This window comes from Streptomyces sp. NPDC025806 (genome assembly GCF_055558275.1).
On sequence record NZ_JBVHMU010000006.1, the window covers coordinates 85,065 to 100,223 of the forward strand.

Annotated in this window: 17 protein-coding genes; 7 read left to right on the forward strand and 10 right to left on the reverse strand. The window is 72.3% G+C overall.

Going from position 1 to position 15,159, the window contains the following annotated elements; translation table 11 throughout:
- Positions 1–807: 807 nt before the first annotated feature.
- Together ACZ4E1_RS15825 and ACZ4E1_RS15830 are read right to left on the reverse strand one after the other, a co-directional pair.
- Positions 808–1,893, reverse strand: a complete 1,086-nt coding sequence (locus ACZ4E1_RS15825; RefSeq protein ID WP_467539681.1) for a C40 family peptidase — start codon at positions 1,891–1,893, stop codon at positions 808–810.
- Between the two features lie 183 nt (positions 1,894–2,076).
- Positions 2,077–2,883: a class I SAM-dependent methyltransferase gene (locus tag ACZ4E1_RS15830; RefSeq protein ID WP_467539682.1), complete on the reverse strand. Its 807-nt coding sequence runs from the start codon at positions 2,881–2,883 to the stop codon at positions 2,077–2,079.
- Positions 2,884–3,099: 216 nt separating this feature from the next.
- Here ACZ4E1_RS15830 and mshA point away from each other — a divergent pair, with 216 nt between their 5' ends.
- Positions 3,100–4,443, forward strand: a complete 1,344-nt coding sequence (mshA, locus tag ACZ4E1_RS15835; protein WP_467539683.1) for a D-inositol-3-phosphate glycosyltransferase — start codon at positions 3,100–3,102, stop codon at positions 4,441–4,443.
- Positions 4,436–4,954, forward strand: a complete 519-nt coding sequence (locus tag ACZ4E1_RS15840; RefSeq protein WP_467539684.1) for a type III secretion system chaperone family protein — start codon at positions 4,436–4,438, stop codon at positions 4,952–4,954. Before mshA ends, ACZ4E1_RS15840 begins: the two co-directional genes overlap by 8 nt.
- A 6-nt stretch (positions 4,955–4,960) precedes the next feature.
- Here ACZ4E1_RS15840 and ACZ4E1_RS15845 read toward each other — a convergent pair whose 3' ends face one another.
- From ACZ4E1_RS15845 to ACZ4E1_RS15855, 3 genes are all read right to left on the reverse strand, one after another.
- Positions 4,961–5,152 carry a hypothetical protein gene (locus ACZ4E1_RS15845; RefSeq protein WP_467539962.1) on the reverse strand — a complete coding sequence of 64 codons (192 nt, stop codon included), beginning with the start codon at positions 5,150–5,152 and terminating at the stop codon, positions 4,961–4,963.
- 68 nt (positions 5,153–5,220) lie between these two features.
- The gene (locus ACZ4E1_RS15850; protein WP_467539685.1) at positions 5,221–5,502 is read right to left on the reverse strand and encodes a hypothetical protein; all 282 of its coding nucleotides are present in this window, start codon (positions 5,500–5,502) and stop codon (positions 5,221–5,223) included.
- 45 nt (positions 5,503–5,547) lie between these two features.
- Positions 5,548–6,828 (reverse strand): MDR family MFS transporter, encoded by a 1,281-nt coding sequence (locus ACZ4E1_RS15855; protein ID WP_467539686.1) that lies wholly within the window; start codon positions 6,826–6,828, stop codon positions 5,548–5,550.
- Between the two features lie 135 nt (positions 6,829–6,963).
- On the opposite strand from ACZ4E1_RS15855, the gene ACZ4E1_RS15860 reads away from it, so the two are divergent.
- Together ACZ4E1_RS15860 and ACZ4E1_RS15865 are read left to right on the forward strand one after the other, a co-directional pair.
- A complete protein-coding gene (locus tag ACZ4E1_RS15860; RefSeq protein ID WP_467539687.1) occupies positions 6,964–7,722 on the forward strand; it encodes a phosphoglyceromutase in 759 nt (252 codons plus the stop codon).
- 108 nt (positions 7,723–7,830) lie between these two features.
- Entirely contained in the window at positions 7,831–8,304 is a 474-nt protein-coding gene (locus ACZ4E1_RS15865) for a hypothetical protein (RefSeq protein WP_467539688.1), read from the forward strand.
- Here ACZ4E1_RS15865 and ACZ4E1_RS15870 read toward each other — a convergent pair.
- The 4 genes from ACZ4E1_RS15870 to phoU form a co-directional block, all read right to left on the reverse strand.
- Positions 8,279–8,839 carry a GNAT family N-acetyltransferase gene (locus ACZ4E1_RS15870; protein ID WP_467539689.1) on the reverse strand — a complete coding sequence of 187 codons (561 nt, stop codon included), beginning with the start codon at positions 8,837–8,839 and terminating at the stop codon, positions 8,279–8,281. The two genes, ACZ4E1_RS15865 and ACZ4E1_RS15870, sit on opposite strands and share 26 nt — an antisense overlap.
- Complete coding sequence (locus ACZ4E1_RS15875; protein ID WP_467539690.1) at positions 8,836–9,720, reverse strand: ATP-grasp domain-containing protein; 885 nt, start codon at positions 9,718–9,720, stop codon at positions 8,836–8,838. The genes ACZ4E1_RS15870 and ACZ4E1_RS15875 overlap by 4 nt, the downstream gene beginning before the upstream one ends.
- A 271-nt stretch (positions 9,721–9,991) precedes the next feature.
- The gene (locus ACZ4E1_RS15880) at positions 9,992–10,147 is read right to left on the reverse strand and encodes a hypothetical protein (RefSeq protein ID WP_467539691.1); all 156 of its coding nucleotides are present in this window, start codon (positions 10,145–10,147) and stop codon (positions 9,992–9,994) included.
- A 124-nt stretch (positions 10,148–10,271) separates the two neighbouring features.
- A complete protein-coding gene (gene phoU, locus ACZ4E1_RS15885; RefSeq protein ID WP_467539692.1) occupies positions 10,272–10,952 on the reverse strand; it encodes a phosphate signaling complex protein PhoU in 681 nt (226 codons plus the stop codon).
- 189 nt (positions 10,953–11,141) lie between these two features.
- Between phoU and phoR the strand changes: the two genes are divergently transcribed.
- Together phoR and phoP are read left to right on the forward strand one after the other, a co-directional pair.
- A complete protein-coding gene (gene phoR, locus ACZ4E1_RS15890; RefSeq protein WP_467539693.1) occupies positions 11,142–12,416 on the forward strand; it encodes a two-component system sensor histidine kinase PhoR in 1,275 nt (424 codons plus the stop codon).
- Positions 12,417–12,421: 5 nt separating this feature from the next.
- Positions 12,422–13,093: a two-component system response regulator PhoP gene (gene phoP / locus ACZ4E1_RS15895; protein WP_467539963.1), complete on the forward strand. Its 672-nt coding sequence runs from the start codon at positions 12,422–12,424 to the stop codon at positions 13,091–13,093.
- An 88-nt stretch (positions 13,094–13,181) separates the two neighbouring features.
- Here the strand turns inward: phoP and ACZ4E1_RS15900 are convergent, their stop codons facing one another.
- The gene (locus tag ACZ4E1_RS15900; RefSeq protein WP_467539694.1) at positions 13,182–13,838 is read right to left on the reverse strand and encodes a copper chaperone PCu(A)C domain-containing protein; all 657 of its coding nucleotides are present in this window, start codon (positions 13,836–13,838) and stop codon (positions 13,182–13,184) included.
- 657 nt (positions 13,839–14,495) lie between these two features.
- On the opposite strand from ACZ4E1_RS15900, the gene ACZ4E1_RS15905 reads away from it, so the two are divergent.
- Complete coding sequence (locus ACZ4E1_RS15905) at positions 14,496–14,978, forward strand: CarD family transcriptional regulator (RefSeq protein ID WP_003953493.1); 483 nt, start codon at positions 14,496–14,498, stop codon at positions 14,976–14,978.
- Positions 14,979–15,159 lie beyond the last annotated feature (181 nt).

The following is a 15,159-nucleotide window of genomic DNA, read 5'->3' on the forward strand; positions in this document are numbered from 1 at the left end:
GTTTCCTTCCCTCCCCCCGAGGGCGCGGTGGGACGAAGGTCCTCGGCCCACCAGACGGGGACCTTAGCGGTACCCGGCGGTTCAGCGGAATGGTGAGCAGCAAACGGCCAGTGTCATATGCCGCAAGGGGTACCGGAATTGGGCACGTTCCGCCCCTCCGGGCCCCCGCGGGGGATGACGAACATCACGCCACCCCACCGCAACCGCCCCTCCCCGAGTGCCCTGCATCACGTGCCCTCCATCACGCCTACCGTCCGGTAGCCGGAGGGTGACGCCCCCTCACCCTCCGGCTGCAACGCGACCGCCGTAGGGGCTGACGGCGGTCGCCGCGTGCACCACCGTCGTGGCTGAGCGCGCAGTTCCCCGCGCCCCTGAAAGGCACACTCCGTGCGCCTCCAGGGCCGCGACGAAAAGCGCCCCGTAAGGGGCGCGGGGAACTGCGCGAGAACCCCCACCGGCGCGTCACCGACGACGAACACCCGGAGCTACGGCGGGGTAGGGCCGGAGGCGAGAGGTACCGGGGAAGACGCGCCCCGTAAGGGGCGCGGGGAACTGCGCGCTCAGCCACGACGCCGCAGCACCCGGCGACGATCCTCGTCCTCTACGGCGGCACCGCTACCGGCAACCAAGAGGTGCCCCCGGCGCCAAGGCACTGCCCGAGGCCGGGCGCCGGGCCGACGCCCCCGGAGGGGGCGGGTCGGTGGGAGCGGGGGGCGGGCCAATCGAGAGGCGCCGGGCCGGAGGCCGAGGCGGGCAGGCCCGCAGCGTGGGGGTGGGCCCGAGTGGGCCCGGTCCGGGCGGTAGCCGCTACGCGTCGGGGCGGACCACCCCGAGTATGGCCATCGACCCCGCCCCGGCGACCGTCACCGTTCGCCCCGGCCGCGGCGCATGCACGATCGCCCCGTCGCCGATGTACATGCCGACATGGCTCGCGTCGTCGTGGTAGATGATCAGGTCCCCGGGCCGCATGTCCTTCACGTCGATGTGCTTGAGCTGCTTCCACTGCTCCTGGGAGGTGCGGGGAATGGGCCGCCCCGCCGCGGCCCACGCCTGGGAGGTCAGCCCCGAGCAGTCGTAGGACTTCGGGCCCTCCGCGCCCCACACGTACGGCTTGCCGATCTGGGCCGTGGCGAACTCCACCGCCGCCTTGCCGGCCTTGGTCGCACGGCCGTTGATCTCCTTGAGGACGCCGGAGGACAGCCAGGCCGTCTGGGCCTTCTGCTCGGCCTCCTCCTCCAGCTTGCGCAGCCGCTCGCGCTCCTTCTTCTCGAGCGTGCTCTCGATCTTCTGCGCGGCCTTGATCTGCTTCTCGATGCGCTTCTTCGCGGAGGCCTTCTTCTTGCGGCCCTCCTCCAGCTGCTTCCACTTAGCGGAGGCGTCCTTCGCGTACCCCGCGAGATCGTCCTGCGTCTTGGTGAGCTGGGACATCAGGTTCTTCGTGGCCTGCTGGCCCTGGTAGACCCGCCCCGCGTTGTCGAGGAACTGCTGCGGGTCGCCGGAGAGCAGGAACTGGGCCTCGCGCGGGACGCCCCCCGTGCGGTACTGCTCCCGGGCCGCCGCCCCCGCGTGGCCCTTGAGGCGGTCGAGCTTGCGCTGCCCCGCCGCGATCTTCTGGGCCAGCTTCACGATGGCGACGGACTGGTCGTCGGCCTTCTCCTCCGCCGCGTTGTACTCGTCGGTGGCCAGCGCGGCGTCGTGGTACAGCTTGTCGAGCTTCTTGCGGACCGCCTCCAGGTCCGTACCCCCACCGGCCGCGGAGGCCGGGGCCGATGCCGAGGGGGAAGGGGAGGCCGGGGGAGCGGGCGCCGCGTAGGCCGCGCCTGGCGCCGTCAGCACGGTCAGGGCGCACACCACCGCCACCGCCGCCATCGTGGTCGTGCTCCGCTTGCTCATCCGCCCCGCCCCCGCAGTAGCCGAAACCTGATTTACCGTCAGTAACATGCGCGTGCTTCGGGGATGGTGCCACGTGCGCGCCAAATCCGACAGACCCCACACGCCCTGACAGACCCACACGCTCCGGCAGACCCCGCACGCTGTGACGAACGGGCCGCCGAGATCGTTCCCCACCCGGCGCGTTCAGCCCGACGGGCGCTCCCGCGGCGCCAACGCCTCCCAGGTCACGGTGACTTCCCCCTGCCGCCAGCGCCCCGGACGGTCCGTCACCGGCCAGTCCGCCGCGAGATCCCGCACCGTCCGGATCCACCGCTGGCGCGCCCCGTACGAGGCGTAGGGCGCCGCCGCCGCCCAGGCCCGGTCGAAGTCCCGCAGGAACGCGTGCACCGGCTCACCCGGCACATTGCGGTGGATCAGCGCCTTGGGCAGCCGCTCGGCCAGGTCGGACGGGGTGTGCAGGGACCCGAGCCGGGTCGCGAACGTCACCGTGCGCGGTCCCTCGGGCCCGAGCGCCACCCACACGTGCCGCCGCCCGATCTCGTCACAGGTCCCCTCCACGAGCAGCCCGCCCGGCGCGAGCCGCCCGCACAGCCGCGCCCAGACCTCCGCGACCTGCGCCTCGTCGTACTGGCGCAGCACGTTCGCGGCCCGGATCAGGGCCGGCGGCGACGGGAGCGGCAGCTCGAAGCCGCCGTGCCGGAAGCTGAGCCCCTCGCGCTCGTACGGCTTCGCGGCGGCGACCCGCGCCGGTTCGATCTCGATGCCCACCACGCGCGTGCGCGGAGCCGCGGCGCGCAGCCGGCCGAGCAGCTCGACGGCCGTCCAGGGCGCCGCCCCGTACCCGAGGTCGACCGCCACGGGATCGGCGGCGCGGCGCAGCGCGGCGCCGTGCGTCGCCGCGATCCAGCGATCCATGCGGCGCAACCGGTTCGGGTTCGTCGTGCCCCGCGTCACCGTTCCCACGGGGCGGGAAGGGGTGCGCGGGCTCATGGCTACGAGGGTATGCGCTGCCCGGGGCGGCCCGGCCGCCGCGCCCCGGGTTCGTGCAGGTGGGAGCGGTGTGGGGCCTCGGGTTGAGCCTCGTACGGTAATGATTGGGCAAAGTGGGAAGGGAGGCGGGGGCCCCGGCGTTGCCGCCCATGAGAGAGGGCGCGCGCCCTCTTTGCGCCGTGCCCGCAGTACGCCCGATCTAGGAGGGCCCGCCACGTGAGCCAGTACGTGACCAGGTTCCGCCGTTCCGGCGCGGCGCAGGGCCGCCTGCGCTTCCCCGGATCCCCGCGCAAGCCGCGGCGCGTCGCCATGCTCAGCGTGCACACCTCCCCGCTCCACCAGCCCGGCACGGGCGACGCGGGCGGCATGAACGTCTACATCGTGGAGCTGGCCAAGCGGCTCGCCGCGATCAACATCGAGGTCGAGATCTTCACCCGCGCCACCACGGGCGCACTGCCGCCCGAGGTCGAGCTCGCCCCGGGCGTCCTGGTGCGGCACGTCGACGCGGGCCCCTACGAGGGCCTCGCCAAGGAAGAGCTGCCCGCGCAGCTGTGCGCCTTCACGCACGGCGTGATGCAGGCCTGGGCCGGCCACCGGCACGGCCACTACGACCTCGTCCACTCCCACTACTGGCTCTCCGGCCACGTCGGCTGGCTGGCCGCCGAGCGCTGGGGCGTCCCGCTCGTCCACACCATGCACACCATGGCGAAGGTCAAGAACGCGGCGCTCGCCGACGGCGACACCCCCGAGCCGGCCGCCCGCGTCATCGGCGAGACCCAGATCGTGCGCGCCGCCGACCGCCTCATCGCGAACACCGCGGAGGAGGCCGACGAGCTGGTCCGGCACTACGAGGCCGACCCCGGCAAGGTCGCCGTCGTGCACCCCGGCGTGAACCTGGAGCGCTTCACCCCCGGTGACGGCCGCGCCGCCGCCCGCGCCCGCCTCGGCCTGCCGCAGGACGCGCTCATACCCCTGTTCGCCGGCCGCATCCAGCCGCTCAAGGCGCCCGACATCCTCCTCAAGGCCGTCGCCGTCCTGCTCGACGAGCGGCCCGAACTGCGCTCGCGGATCCTCGTGCCCGTGGTCGGCGGCCCCAGCGGCAGCGGCCTCGCCAAGCCCGCCGCCCTCCAGAAGCTCGCCGCCCGCCTCGGCATCGCCGACGTCGTGCGCTTCCACCCGCCGGTCGGCCAGGACCAGCTCGCCGACTGGTTCCGCGCCGCCTCCCTGCTCGTCATGCCGTCCTACAGCGAGTCCTTCGGGCTCGTCGCCATCGAGGCGCAGGCGGCGGGCACCCCCGTCCTCGCCGCCTCCGTCGGCGGACTGCCCGTCGCCGTCCGCGACGAGACCACCGGCTTCCTGATCGACGGCCACGAACCGGCCCGCTACGCGCGCGTGCTCGGCGAGTTCGCCGACCACCCCCACCTGGTGGACCGCATGGGTGACGCCGCGGCCCGGCACGCCCGTTCCTTCGGCTGGGACACCTCGGCGTCCGCCACGGCCGACGTCTACACCGCGGCCCTGCACGATCACCGCCGTCACGTACTCTCGCTCCATGGCTGAGCACCCCGAGACGGCGCCGGACGCGGCACAGATCATCGAGTCCACGCTCAAGGACGCCGAACTGGAGTGGGAGCGCCCCGAACCGGGCTCCTACGTCGTGAAACTGCCCGGCACCCGCAAGCTCTCCACGACGCTCTCGCTGCGCGTGGGCCGCCACAGCCTGTCCCTCAACGCGTTCGTGATCCGCCACCCGGACGAGAACGAGGCGGGCGTCCACCGCTGGCTCCTGGAGCGCAACCTCCGCCTGTACGGCGTGAGTTACGCCGTCGACCCGCTCGGCGACATCTACCTCACCGGCAAGCTCCCGCTCTCCGCCGTCACCCCGGACGAGCTCGACCGCCTCCTCGGCTCGGTCCTGGAAGCCGCCGACGGCCCCTTCAACACCCTGCTCGAACTCGGCTTCGCGAGCGCGATCCGCCGCGAGTACGAGTGGCGCGTCGCGCGCGGCGAGTCCACGCGCAACCTGGACGCGTTCACGCACCTCACCCAGCGGCCCGCCGCTTCCGAGTAACCGCGCTCACCCCAGCGCCACCATCCGCACCACCGTCACCGTGAGCACGGAGCCGGAGACGTAGTAGAGGACTATCGCGCCGCCGATCGTGGCCTCGCGCCGGTCCCGTTCCCCCGCGACCGAGCAGGAGCCGTGGCCGTACGGGTCGTGGGCGAGGGTGCGGGACATCTCCGCGCGGAAGGCGTCCGCGTCGGCCATCTTGGCGAGGGTGTCGTCGGCGGGCGGGGCGTACGCGATGCGGCAGGGGCTGCGCCTGCGGCGACGGCTCAAGCCGGCCCCCGCCTCTCCGCCTCGTCGCGGGCGAGCCGGGCCAGGATCGCGTCCGCCTCCGGGTCCGGCACGGCCTCCAGCATCCAGTGCCGCATCACGGCGTGGATCTCGTCGACCCCTGCCGCGTTGATCGCCCGGTCGAACTCCGCGCGGCGCTCGGGGGCGAGAGCCGCACGGATCGCCGGAATGCTGTTCGGGACGTCCACCTCGATACCGCCCACGAGCGTTCTGGGCGGTTCGTCCGTTCTCGTCGCTTCGGTCCGCGGTGCTTCGGGCATGTACGGTCCCGTACCCCTCGGCACGGCCCCGTACCCGCCCGCGCGTCACGCCGTGGCGTTCTCCGTGGTCGGTGCGGGCACCGCCTTCACCGGGCCCGAGGCGGGCTCGGCCGTGGGCTGGTCGGGCAGGCCGCGCATCAGGGCCCAGTAGCCGAACGCGGTGACCGTGCCGAGCATCGCGCAGCCGCCCCACAGCCAGCCGGCCCCGGCCGAGTCGAGCACCCAGCCGCCCGCGAGCGGGGCGACGAGCGCGGCGGCCGACCACGACATCGAGTAGACGCCCTGGTAACGGCCGCGGCCCTCGGCGGGCGCGAGCCGGGCCACGAGCCCCGACTGGGTCGGCGCGTTCACCATCTCGCCGAGCGTCCACACGACGACGGTCAGCGCGTACGCGGCCAGCGAGCCGGCGAACGCGGTCAGCGCGAAGCCGTAGCCGATGAGAAGCGAGGAGACGGTGAGCAGGCGGCCCGGGTCGCGGCGCTCGATGAACCGGGTCAGCGGGATCTGGAGGGCGACGATCACCACCCCGTTCACGGCCGCGACCAGACCCACGTCCGAGCTGGTGAACCCGTTCTCCCCCATCACGATCGGCAGGCCCACCGAGCTCTGCGTGAAGATCACGGCGACGAGGAAGGACAGGCCGACCATCAGCATGAAGCGGCCGTCGCGCAGCACGGTGCCCATCGTGACGGGCGCGGGCGCAGCCTCACCGGCCTCGCGGACAGTCTGCTCGGGACGCGACTCCTTCACCTTCACGAACACGACCAGCGCGCAGGCCAGCGTCATGCCGGCCTCGACGAGGAAACCGAGCGTGTAGCTCTGCGCGACGAGGAAGCCGGCGTACACGGAGGAGACCGCGAACCCGAGGTTGATCGCCCAGTAGTTGAGGGAGAAGGCCCGCACCCGGTCGTGCGGGGGCACGATGTCGGCCATCATCGCCTGGATCGCGGGCCGCGAAGCGTTCGAGGCGAGGCCCAGCGCGAATCCTGTGACGGCGATCCCGGCCGGGTCGCGCACGAAGGCGAGGACGGCGACCGTCGCGGCCGTCGCGAGCTGGGCCGTGAGCAGGGTCGGCCGGCGTCCGAGCCGGTCCGCGAGCACCCCGCCGAGCACCGAGGCGATGACCCCGCCGAGCCCGATCAGCGACGCGACCAGACCCGCGTACGCGGCCGAGAAGCCGCGCTGCGCCGTCAGGTACAGGGCGAGGAAGGTGAGGACGAAGGCGCCGAGGCGGTTGACCAGGGTGCTGGCCCACAGCCACCAGAACTCCCTCGGCAGCCCGGACACGGACTCCCTTGCGGCACGTCTGAGCGCGGCGACGGACATGGGTGCATCCCCCGGGGTGTGGGTAAGTGGCGAGATCGGTCTCCGTAACTTACGACCGGGGCCCCGGAGGCGGCCACCGAATTGACGGCTACCGTCAATCGGCGGCCCGTATGGCGGTCGATTAGGCTCGGGCCCATGGCCGACGCACCGTACAAGCTGATCCTCCTCCGCCACGGCGAGAGCGAATGGAACGCGAAGAACCTGTTCACCGGTTGGGTGGACGTCAACCTCACCGAGAAGGGCGAGAAGGAGGCGGTCCGCGGCGGTGAGCTGCTCAAGGACGCCGGCCTGCTCCCCGACGTGCTGCACACCTCCCTCCAGAAGCGCGCGATCCGCACGGCCCAGCTGGCCCTGGAGTCCGCGGACCGCCACTGGATCCCCGTCCACCGCTCGTGGCGCCTGAACGAGCGCCACTACGGCGCCCTCCAGGGCAAGGACAAGGCGCAGACCCTGGCCGAGTTCGGCGAGGAGCAGTTCATGCTCTGGCGCCGCTCGTACGACACCCCGCCGCCGGCCCTGGACCGCGACGACAAGTACTCCCAGTTCGAGGACCCGCGCTACGCGTCCCTCCCGCCGGAGCTGCGCCCGCAGACGGAGTGCCTCAAGGACGTCGTCGTCCGCATGCTCCCGTACTGGTTCGACGCCATCGTCCCGGACCTCCTGGACGGCCACACGGTGCTGGTCGCGGCCCACGGCAACTCGCTGCGCGCCCTGGTCAAGCACCTCGACGGCATCTCCGACGCGGACATCGCGGGCCTGAACATCCCCACCGGCATCCCCCTCTCCTACGAGCTGGACGCCGACTTCAAGCCCCTGAACCCGGGCGGCACCTACCTCGACCCCGACGCGGCAGCGGCGGCGATCGAGGCGGTCAAGAACCAGGGCAAGAAGTAACCAGGGCAAGTAGCAGGCAGCCCACGAGCAGCCGGGCCCCCGCCGGATCACCGGCGGGGGCCCGCCGTGTGTTCAGGGGGCTTGGGGCTTTCTCACGAAGGGGACACTGTGACGACGGTCTTCCACTGCCGTGGCTGTGGCCGCGCGATCACGCCGGCGGCGACGGAGCGGCCGCTGCCGGACCCCGACCGGGACGAGGAGTGGTACCGGCCGGAGGCTTCGGACACGGACGAGCAGGGGCACTGCGACAGCCCGATCGTGCGGATGGCCCCGGGGGCGTTCGCGATCGACCCGGAGCCCGCGGGGCCCCCGTACGTCCTGGACGAACCCTCCGGCCTGCTGGTGGAGTCGGGGCCGAAGGGCTCCGTCGTGCTCCACCCCGGCGACGGCCTCGGCCTGGAGCCTCACCCCGACCTGGCGATGCGTCGCGGCTACTGCTGCGGCATGGACGGGGAGTGGGGTCCGAACCTGGTGTGCGGGTGCGGCGCCGTCGTCGCCACCCTCTACTCGGACTGCTATCAGGTGCAGGAACTCCGCCTGCGGCCCGAAGCCGTCGTCACGCGGGCCGCTCCAGGAGCATGACGTCGTACCGGTCCGCGCGCGGACCGAAGGGGCCGGACTCGCCGACCTTGCGGTAGCCCCAGGAGCGGTAGGCCGAGGATGCCGCGGTGGCGGAGCGGTGGACGTTCAGGAGGAGCCGGTCGGCCGTGATGCCGGTCAGGAGGGTGTCGTGGAGGTGGCGGGCGATGCCCCGGCCGCGCCACGGGGCCCGTACCGCGAGTTCCATCAGGCCGAAGGTACGGCGGCCGTCCTCGCGGCGCAGTGACGCGGGGACGGGTTCGGTGAGTTCGTCCCACCAGGTGGTGTCCCGGGGGACCGCGTGCCCGTAGGCCATGCCGGCCGGTTCGCCGGTGGATGTCGTGGCCAGGGCGGCCAGGAAGCCGGGGCGGGCGGTCTGGCCGGGGAAGCGAGTGGCGGCGGTGGCGAGGGCGGCGGCGGGCTCGTCGTACGGGGGCTGTGTGAAGACCTCGGCGTAGACGGAGAGGATCGCGGACGCCGAACGGGCCGCGCTCGGGCCGGGCAGCAGGGCCACGGTGACGGGCGCTCGCTCCGTCATGCGGGGCCCACGCGGAGGAGCGGGGCCAGGAGGCGGGCCGGGTCCGTGCCGGACGGCAGGTCGGAGACCTGGGCGTCGCCCAGTTCCACCAGACGCCAGGTGCCGTCGTCCGCGCGACGCGCCAGGTCGGTCGTGACGAAGCGGCAGGGCAGGGCGGCGACCAGGGGGCGCAGGGCGTCCAGTGGGGGAGAGGGGTGGAGGGCCGGGGTGTCGGGGTGCGGGGTGGTGAGGAGGGGCGCGCCGTCCAGCCACCAGACGCGGGCCTCGCCGACCGCGCGGTCGAACGGTTCGAAGGCGCGGAGCACGATGCCGCCCGTCAGATCGTCGCCCTGGAGCTCGACGAAGCGGCTCACCACCCGGTGCACGGCTTCGGTGTCGGTGAGGTCGGGCAGGTGGCAGGCCTCGTCCCAGTCGTGCTTGCGGGACTTCACGTAGTCCTTGACCAGCCCCGCGCCGGCGGGGAGCGCCGCGGCGAGCGAGGCGAGCGCGGAAGGCGCCGGGGGCTCGTGCGGGGCGCAGGGGGCGTACGCGCTGGACGGGGTCAGCGCGGCGAACGAGGCGTACCAGCCGGGGAGCTCGTGGGCCGTGCGGTACATCGCCGGCGTCGTGAGGAGCCGGGTGCCGCGGGCGGCCAGGGCCGTCGCGAGGGACGCGTAGGCGCCCGCGGGGATCATCCAGCCCCGGTACCAGGCCGCACCCAGCTCGCGCGGGACACGCCGCACGGCCTCGTCGGCGCGGCCCGCGAGCAGGGCGTCGTGATCGAGGTACGCGACCGCCGCCCCGGCCTGACGGGCGGCCGCGGCCTGCGCCGCGAAGTGCGGGTCGCAGGCGGCCGGACGCAGCGGGTCGGCGCACAGCAGTAGTGAGGGGGAGGCGGACACCGGCTCACCTTAGACCGTGGGAGGCCGCCCGCGCCGGTGGGTTCTCAGCGAACCGACCGCACGGAACAGCCCCCGGCTCGCCGGTTCGCTCGGACGCGGCGGGTGGGGGCCTGTGGTGGGTGGGTGCGGTTACCTGTTCCAGCCGCCGGGCGCGGCCGGCCACCAGCCGGGCGGCCAGCAGCCCGGCCCGTACGGTACCCATCCGCGCGAACGGCCCGGCGCACACGTGAGGGGCGGCCCCGCGCCGGGGCCGCCCCTCACCGCGTCGTGGCTACCCGCAGCAGCCGCCGCACTGGCACGGCGCACCCGACTGGCAGCCGCACCCGCAGCCTGAGCCGCAGCCGCAGGCGCCGAGGACGGGCAGGAACACCACGTCGCGCGGCGCCTCCTGCGGGGAGTCGGTCGTCGTGACGGGGGAATCGGTCATGGGGTCCCTCCTCCAAGGCGTGGGTCGCCTTCCTCCCCATTGCATGCCCACCCCGGTACGGCGCATCAACGGCGCACGGGGTTACGCGACGCGCCCCGCCCCACCCCGCGCGCCCCGCACTCCGCTACGCGCCCTCCACCGACGACTCCGCCTGCTGCAGCTCGTCCGCGTGCTCGCCCGTCACCAGGTACACGACCCGCTTGGCCACCGACACCGCGTGGTCCGCGAACCGCTCGTAGTAGCGGCCGAGCAGCGTCACGTCCACGGCCGTCTCGATGCCGTGCTTCCACTTCTCGTCCATCAGGTGCTGGAAGAGCGTGCGGTGCAGCAGGTCCATCTCGTCGTCGTCCTGCTCCAGCTGCATCGCCAGATCGACGTCCTTGGTGATGATGACCTCGGCCGCCTTCGCCATCAGGCGCTGCGCCAGCTGACCCATCTCCAGGATGGTCGCGTGCAGGTCGTGCGGAACGGCACGGTCCGGGAACCGCAGCCGGGTCAGCTTCGCCACGTGCTGGGCCAGGTCACCGCTGCGCTCCAGGTCCGCGCTCATCCGCAGCGACGTCACGACGATCCGCAGATCCGTCGCCACCGGCTGCTGGCGGGCGAGCAGCGCTATGGCCCGCGCCTCCAGCTCGTGCTGCAGGTCGTCCACCTTCTGGTCGGCGGCGATCACGGTCTCGGCGAGCTTGAGGTCGGCGTCGAGCATGGCCGTGGTGGCGCGCCCGATCGCCGACCCGACAAGGCGGGCCATCTCGACCAGGCCCTCGCCGATCGAGTCAAGTTCCTCGTGGTACGCGTCACGCATACGAACGTCCCTCTCATCTGTCCGTGGGGCCGGGGCAGCCCCACGCTCCCACGTTCGGCCCAGTACGCGTCGGGATCCGGCACCACAAGTGAATCAGCCCCGTACCCAAGGTGAACTCTGGGCGACGAGTGTTCGAGCTGCCACCCGGACGGCTGTGGGACACCCGCTGACCGCGCATAACCTGAAGACATGGACGTGAACGCGGCGGTCGCCGCAGCGGCAGCGATCGCCGGGGTGTGCACCGGTGTCATCGCCATGCTGGCGTTCCGCTGGAGCGAACGCGACCAGAAACGCCCCACCCGCACCTCCCTGCACACGGACCCGGTCCTTCCGCCCGGCGTCGACACGGTCCTGTCCGTGCTCCGCTCCTCCGCCGTCGTCCTCGACGAGGCGGACAGCGTGGTCAAGGCCAGCTCCGCCGCCTACGCCCTCGGCCTCGTACGCGGCGGCAAGCTCGCCGTCGAACCGATGCTGCAGATGGCCCGCGACACCCGGCGCGACGGAGAGATACGCCAGGTCGAGCTGGACCTCCCGCGCCGCGGCACCGGCCGGGGCGACGCCCTCGCCGTGTCCGCCCGCGTGGCCCCGCTCGGCTCCCGCCTCGTGCTCCTCCTCGTCGAGGACCTCACCGAGGCCCGGCGCATCGAGGCCGTACGACGCGACTTCGTCGCCAACGTGAGCCACGAGCTGAAGACACCCGTCGGCGCCCTCTCCCTCCTGTCGGAGGCCGTCATGGACGCCTCCGACGACCCCGAGGCCGTCGAGCGCTTCGCCGGCCGCATGCAGATCGAGGCCACCCGCCTCACCAGCCTCGTCCAGGAGCTCATCGACCTCTCCCGGGTGCAGAACGACGACCCGCTGGAGGACGCCGAGCCGGTCCGCGTCGACGAACTCGTCGCCGAGGCCATGGACCGCTGCCGCCAGCCCGCCGCCAGCAAACAGATCACCATGGCCTCCGGCGGCACCGCCGACCTCAACGTGTGGGGCAACCGCGGCCAGCTCGCCGCCGCCCTCGGCAACCTCGTCGAGAATGCGGTCAACTACTCGCCCGCCCGCACCCGCGTCGGCATAGCCGCCCGCCGGGTGACCGCACCCGGCGGAGACCTCATCGAGCTCGCCGTCACCGACCAGGGCATCGGCATCTCCGACAAGGACAAGGAGCGCATCTTCGAGCGCTTCTACCGCGTCGACCCCGCCCGCTCCCGCGCCACCGGCGGCACCGGCCTCGGCCTCGCCATCGTCAAGCACGTGGCCGCCTCGCACGGCGGGGAAGTCACCGTGTGGAGCTCCGAGGGACAGGGCTCCACCTTCACCCTGCGGCTGCCCGAGGCCGCCGCGGGCTCCCCCGGTCCCCGTAAGACCACCGCCTCAGGCCCCGGAAACGTACGCGACGAAGACGACGCACACGGGCCCGACAGCACCACCGCCTACGCATCCACCCCTGCCCCGGAGGTCCTTCCGTGACCCGAGTGCTCGTCGTAGAGGACGAGGAGTCCTTCTCCGACGCCCTGTCCTACATGCTCCGCAAGGAGGGCTTCGAGGTCGCCATCGCGGCCACCGGGCCCGACGGCCTGGACGAGTTCGAGCGCAACGGCGCCGACCTCGTGCTGCTCGACCTGATGCTGCCGGGCCTGCCCGGCACCGAGGTCTGCCGCCAGCTGCGCGGCCGCTCGAACGTGCCGGTCATCATGGTGACCGCCAAGGACAGCGAGATCGACAAGGTCGTCGGCCTGGAGATAGGAGCCGACGACTACGTGACCAAGCCCTTCTCCTCGCGCGAACTGGTGGCCCGCATCCGGGCCGTCCTGCGCCGCCGCGGGGAGCCGGAGGAGGTCGCGCCGCAGGCCCTGGAGGCCGGACCCGTCCGCATGGACGTGGACCGGCACGTCGTCACCGTCTCCGGCTCCAAGGTCGACCTCCCGCTCAAGGAGTTCGACCTCCTGGAGATGCTGCTGCGCAACGCGGGCCGCGTGCTGACCCGTATGCAGCTCATCGACCGGGTCTGGGGCGCGGACTACGTCGGCGACACCAAGACCCTGGACGTCCACGTGAAGCGCCTGCGCGCCAAGATCGAGCCCGACCCCGGCGCGCCCCGGTACCTGGTCACGGTGCGCGGCCTGGGCTACAAGTTCGAGCCCTAAGCCGGACCCCGTCGCACCAACGCCCGGAGGGCGGCTTTCCCTGTCGTGGGAAAGCCGCCCTCCGGGCGTTGTACGTGCCGGACGCGGCTCAGTGACCGGCGGCCGGGCTCTCGCTCGCCGAGCCGGCGGGGGAGCCGGACGCCGACTGGGACGGCGCGGTGGCCTCGCCGGAGGGCGACTGCGACTGCTTGCCGGCCGGGGAGGAGGCGGGCGCGGACGGCGTCGCCGGCATCTCCTTCGGGCCCCACTTCTGGAAGTAGGACTCGGCCGGCACCACGAACGCCTTGAGCTTCACGTCACCGGCGTCGCTGAAGCGGAAGGTGATCGCCTGCGCGTTGCCGTCCAGGACCGCGGTGCGGCTGTTGGGCAGCTCGGCGGTGGCGTTGCCCTCGCCGCCGAGGACGACGGAACCGCCGGCCGGGACGGTGATCTTCGAGCCGCCCTTGGCGCCGGTCAGCTTCGCGGTCTTGCCGACACCGTCGACGGTGATCGCGTCGAGGGTCTGCGCCTTGGTGCCGTTGTTGAACAGCGTGGCGGTGACCACGGCCGGGCCCTGCGACTTCAGGTCCGGCTGCGTGATGACGGTCGCGTTCTGGACCTTGATGTCACCGACCGTGACCGCTGCGTTGTCGGGCTTGACCTGAAGCGTCTGAGCGTTGTTGCCGGCACCGCACGCGGCGAGCGAGGCGATCGAGAACGCGATGGCGGCGGCGGCGAGGGCGCCGCGTCGAAGGCTGCTGCTCACGGCGGCGGCAACTCCTTGAACGGGGGCGGACGGGGTGATGCGGGCGGCTCCGTGCCTCGGGTGAGACAAGGAGGTAAAGCCGCCCTAAGGGTCTGTCAGCGGCCTTAGGTTACCGAGCCGCCCCACGCCCGCCGCACCCGACCCGCCCCTAGACCACCCCGGACCCCTCCCGGCGCCGGTGGAACACCCCGTGTTCCCCACGCGTCGCACCGTCACCAATGGCATCAGCCGGCCTCAGGACATCCCTCGTTCACCATTCGCATATCCGCAGTCCAGGGGCCCGCGCGGATTTCCGGTAAGGAATGCGCGCCGGTCAGGAAAAACGATCACCCGGCCCGGTGAATCCAGGTGATCAATTCCGGATTCGACTCGAACGGACTCATGGCCCGCGAACGGAGTAGCGGAAGTGTAGTGCTTCGAAGCGCGCAAAATGGGACGTACGACACATGGACGGCCTGTTCGGAGGCCTGTGACGGGCGTGTTTCGGCTCCGCCGGACAGTGGCTCCCACCTGCGAATACCGCCCTCCCGGACCCCTCCGCAGCACGTTCCGGTTGTGGTTGTCAAGCCCCGAGATATGCCCTGACCTGCGAAAACGCCATTCAGAACCCGCAGTTTCCGTGTTACCCTGGATAGCCACGGAAGGGGTACCTGTCACATGACGTTCAAGGTTGGCGACACCGTGGTCTATCCCCATCACGGGGCCGCGCTGATCGAGGCTATCGAAACTCGTCAGATCAAAGGCGTGGACAAGACCTACTTGGTGCTGAAGGTCGCCCAGGGCGACCTGACGGTACGTGTGCCAGCGGACAATGCGGAGTTCGTCGGCGTGCGTGATGTGGTCGGTCAGGACGGTCTCGACCGGGTCTTCGAGGTGCTGCGCGCGCCGTACGCCGAGGAGCCCACGAACTGGTCGCGCCGTTACAAGGCAAACCTGGAGAAGCTCGCCTCCGGCGATGTCATCAAGGTCGCGGAGGTTGTGCGTGACCTGTGGCGTCGGGAGCGTGAGCGCGGTCTGTCCGCGGGCGAGAAGCGCATGCTCGCCAAGGCTCGCCAGATCCTGGTGAGCGAGCTCGCGCTCGCGGAGAACACGAACGAGGACAAGGCCGAGGCCCTGCTCGACGAGGTCCTGGCGTCCTGACGCGCGCCGTAGCCGCGTAGCGAAAACATGCCGTGGTGCCCGATGACCCTGATGGTGTCGCCGGGCGCTGCGGCATGTTTCGTACCCGAAACACCCCCCGCATCCCCACACCGCCGACCTCGGCGTACTGGCGTGCCGGGCCCGGGCAGCTGGCTCGACCAGTGTCACGGAAGGGTCCGGT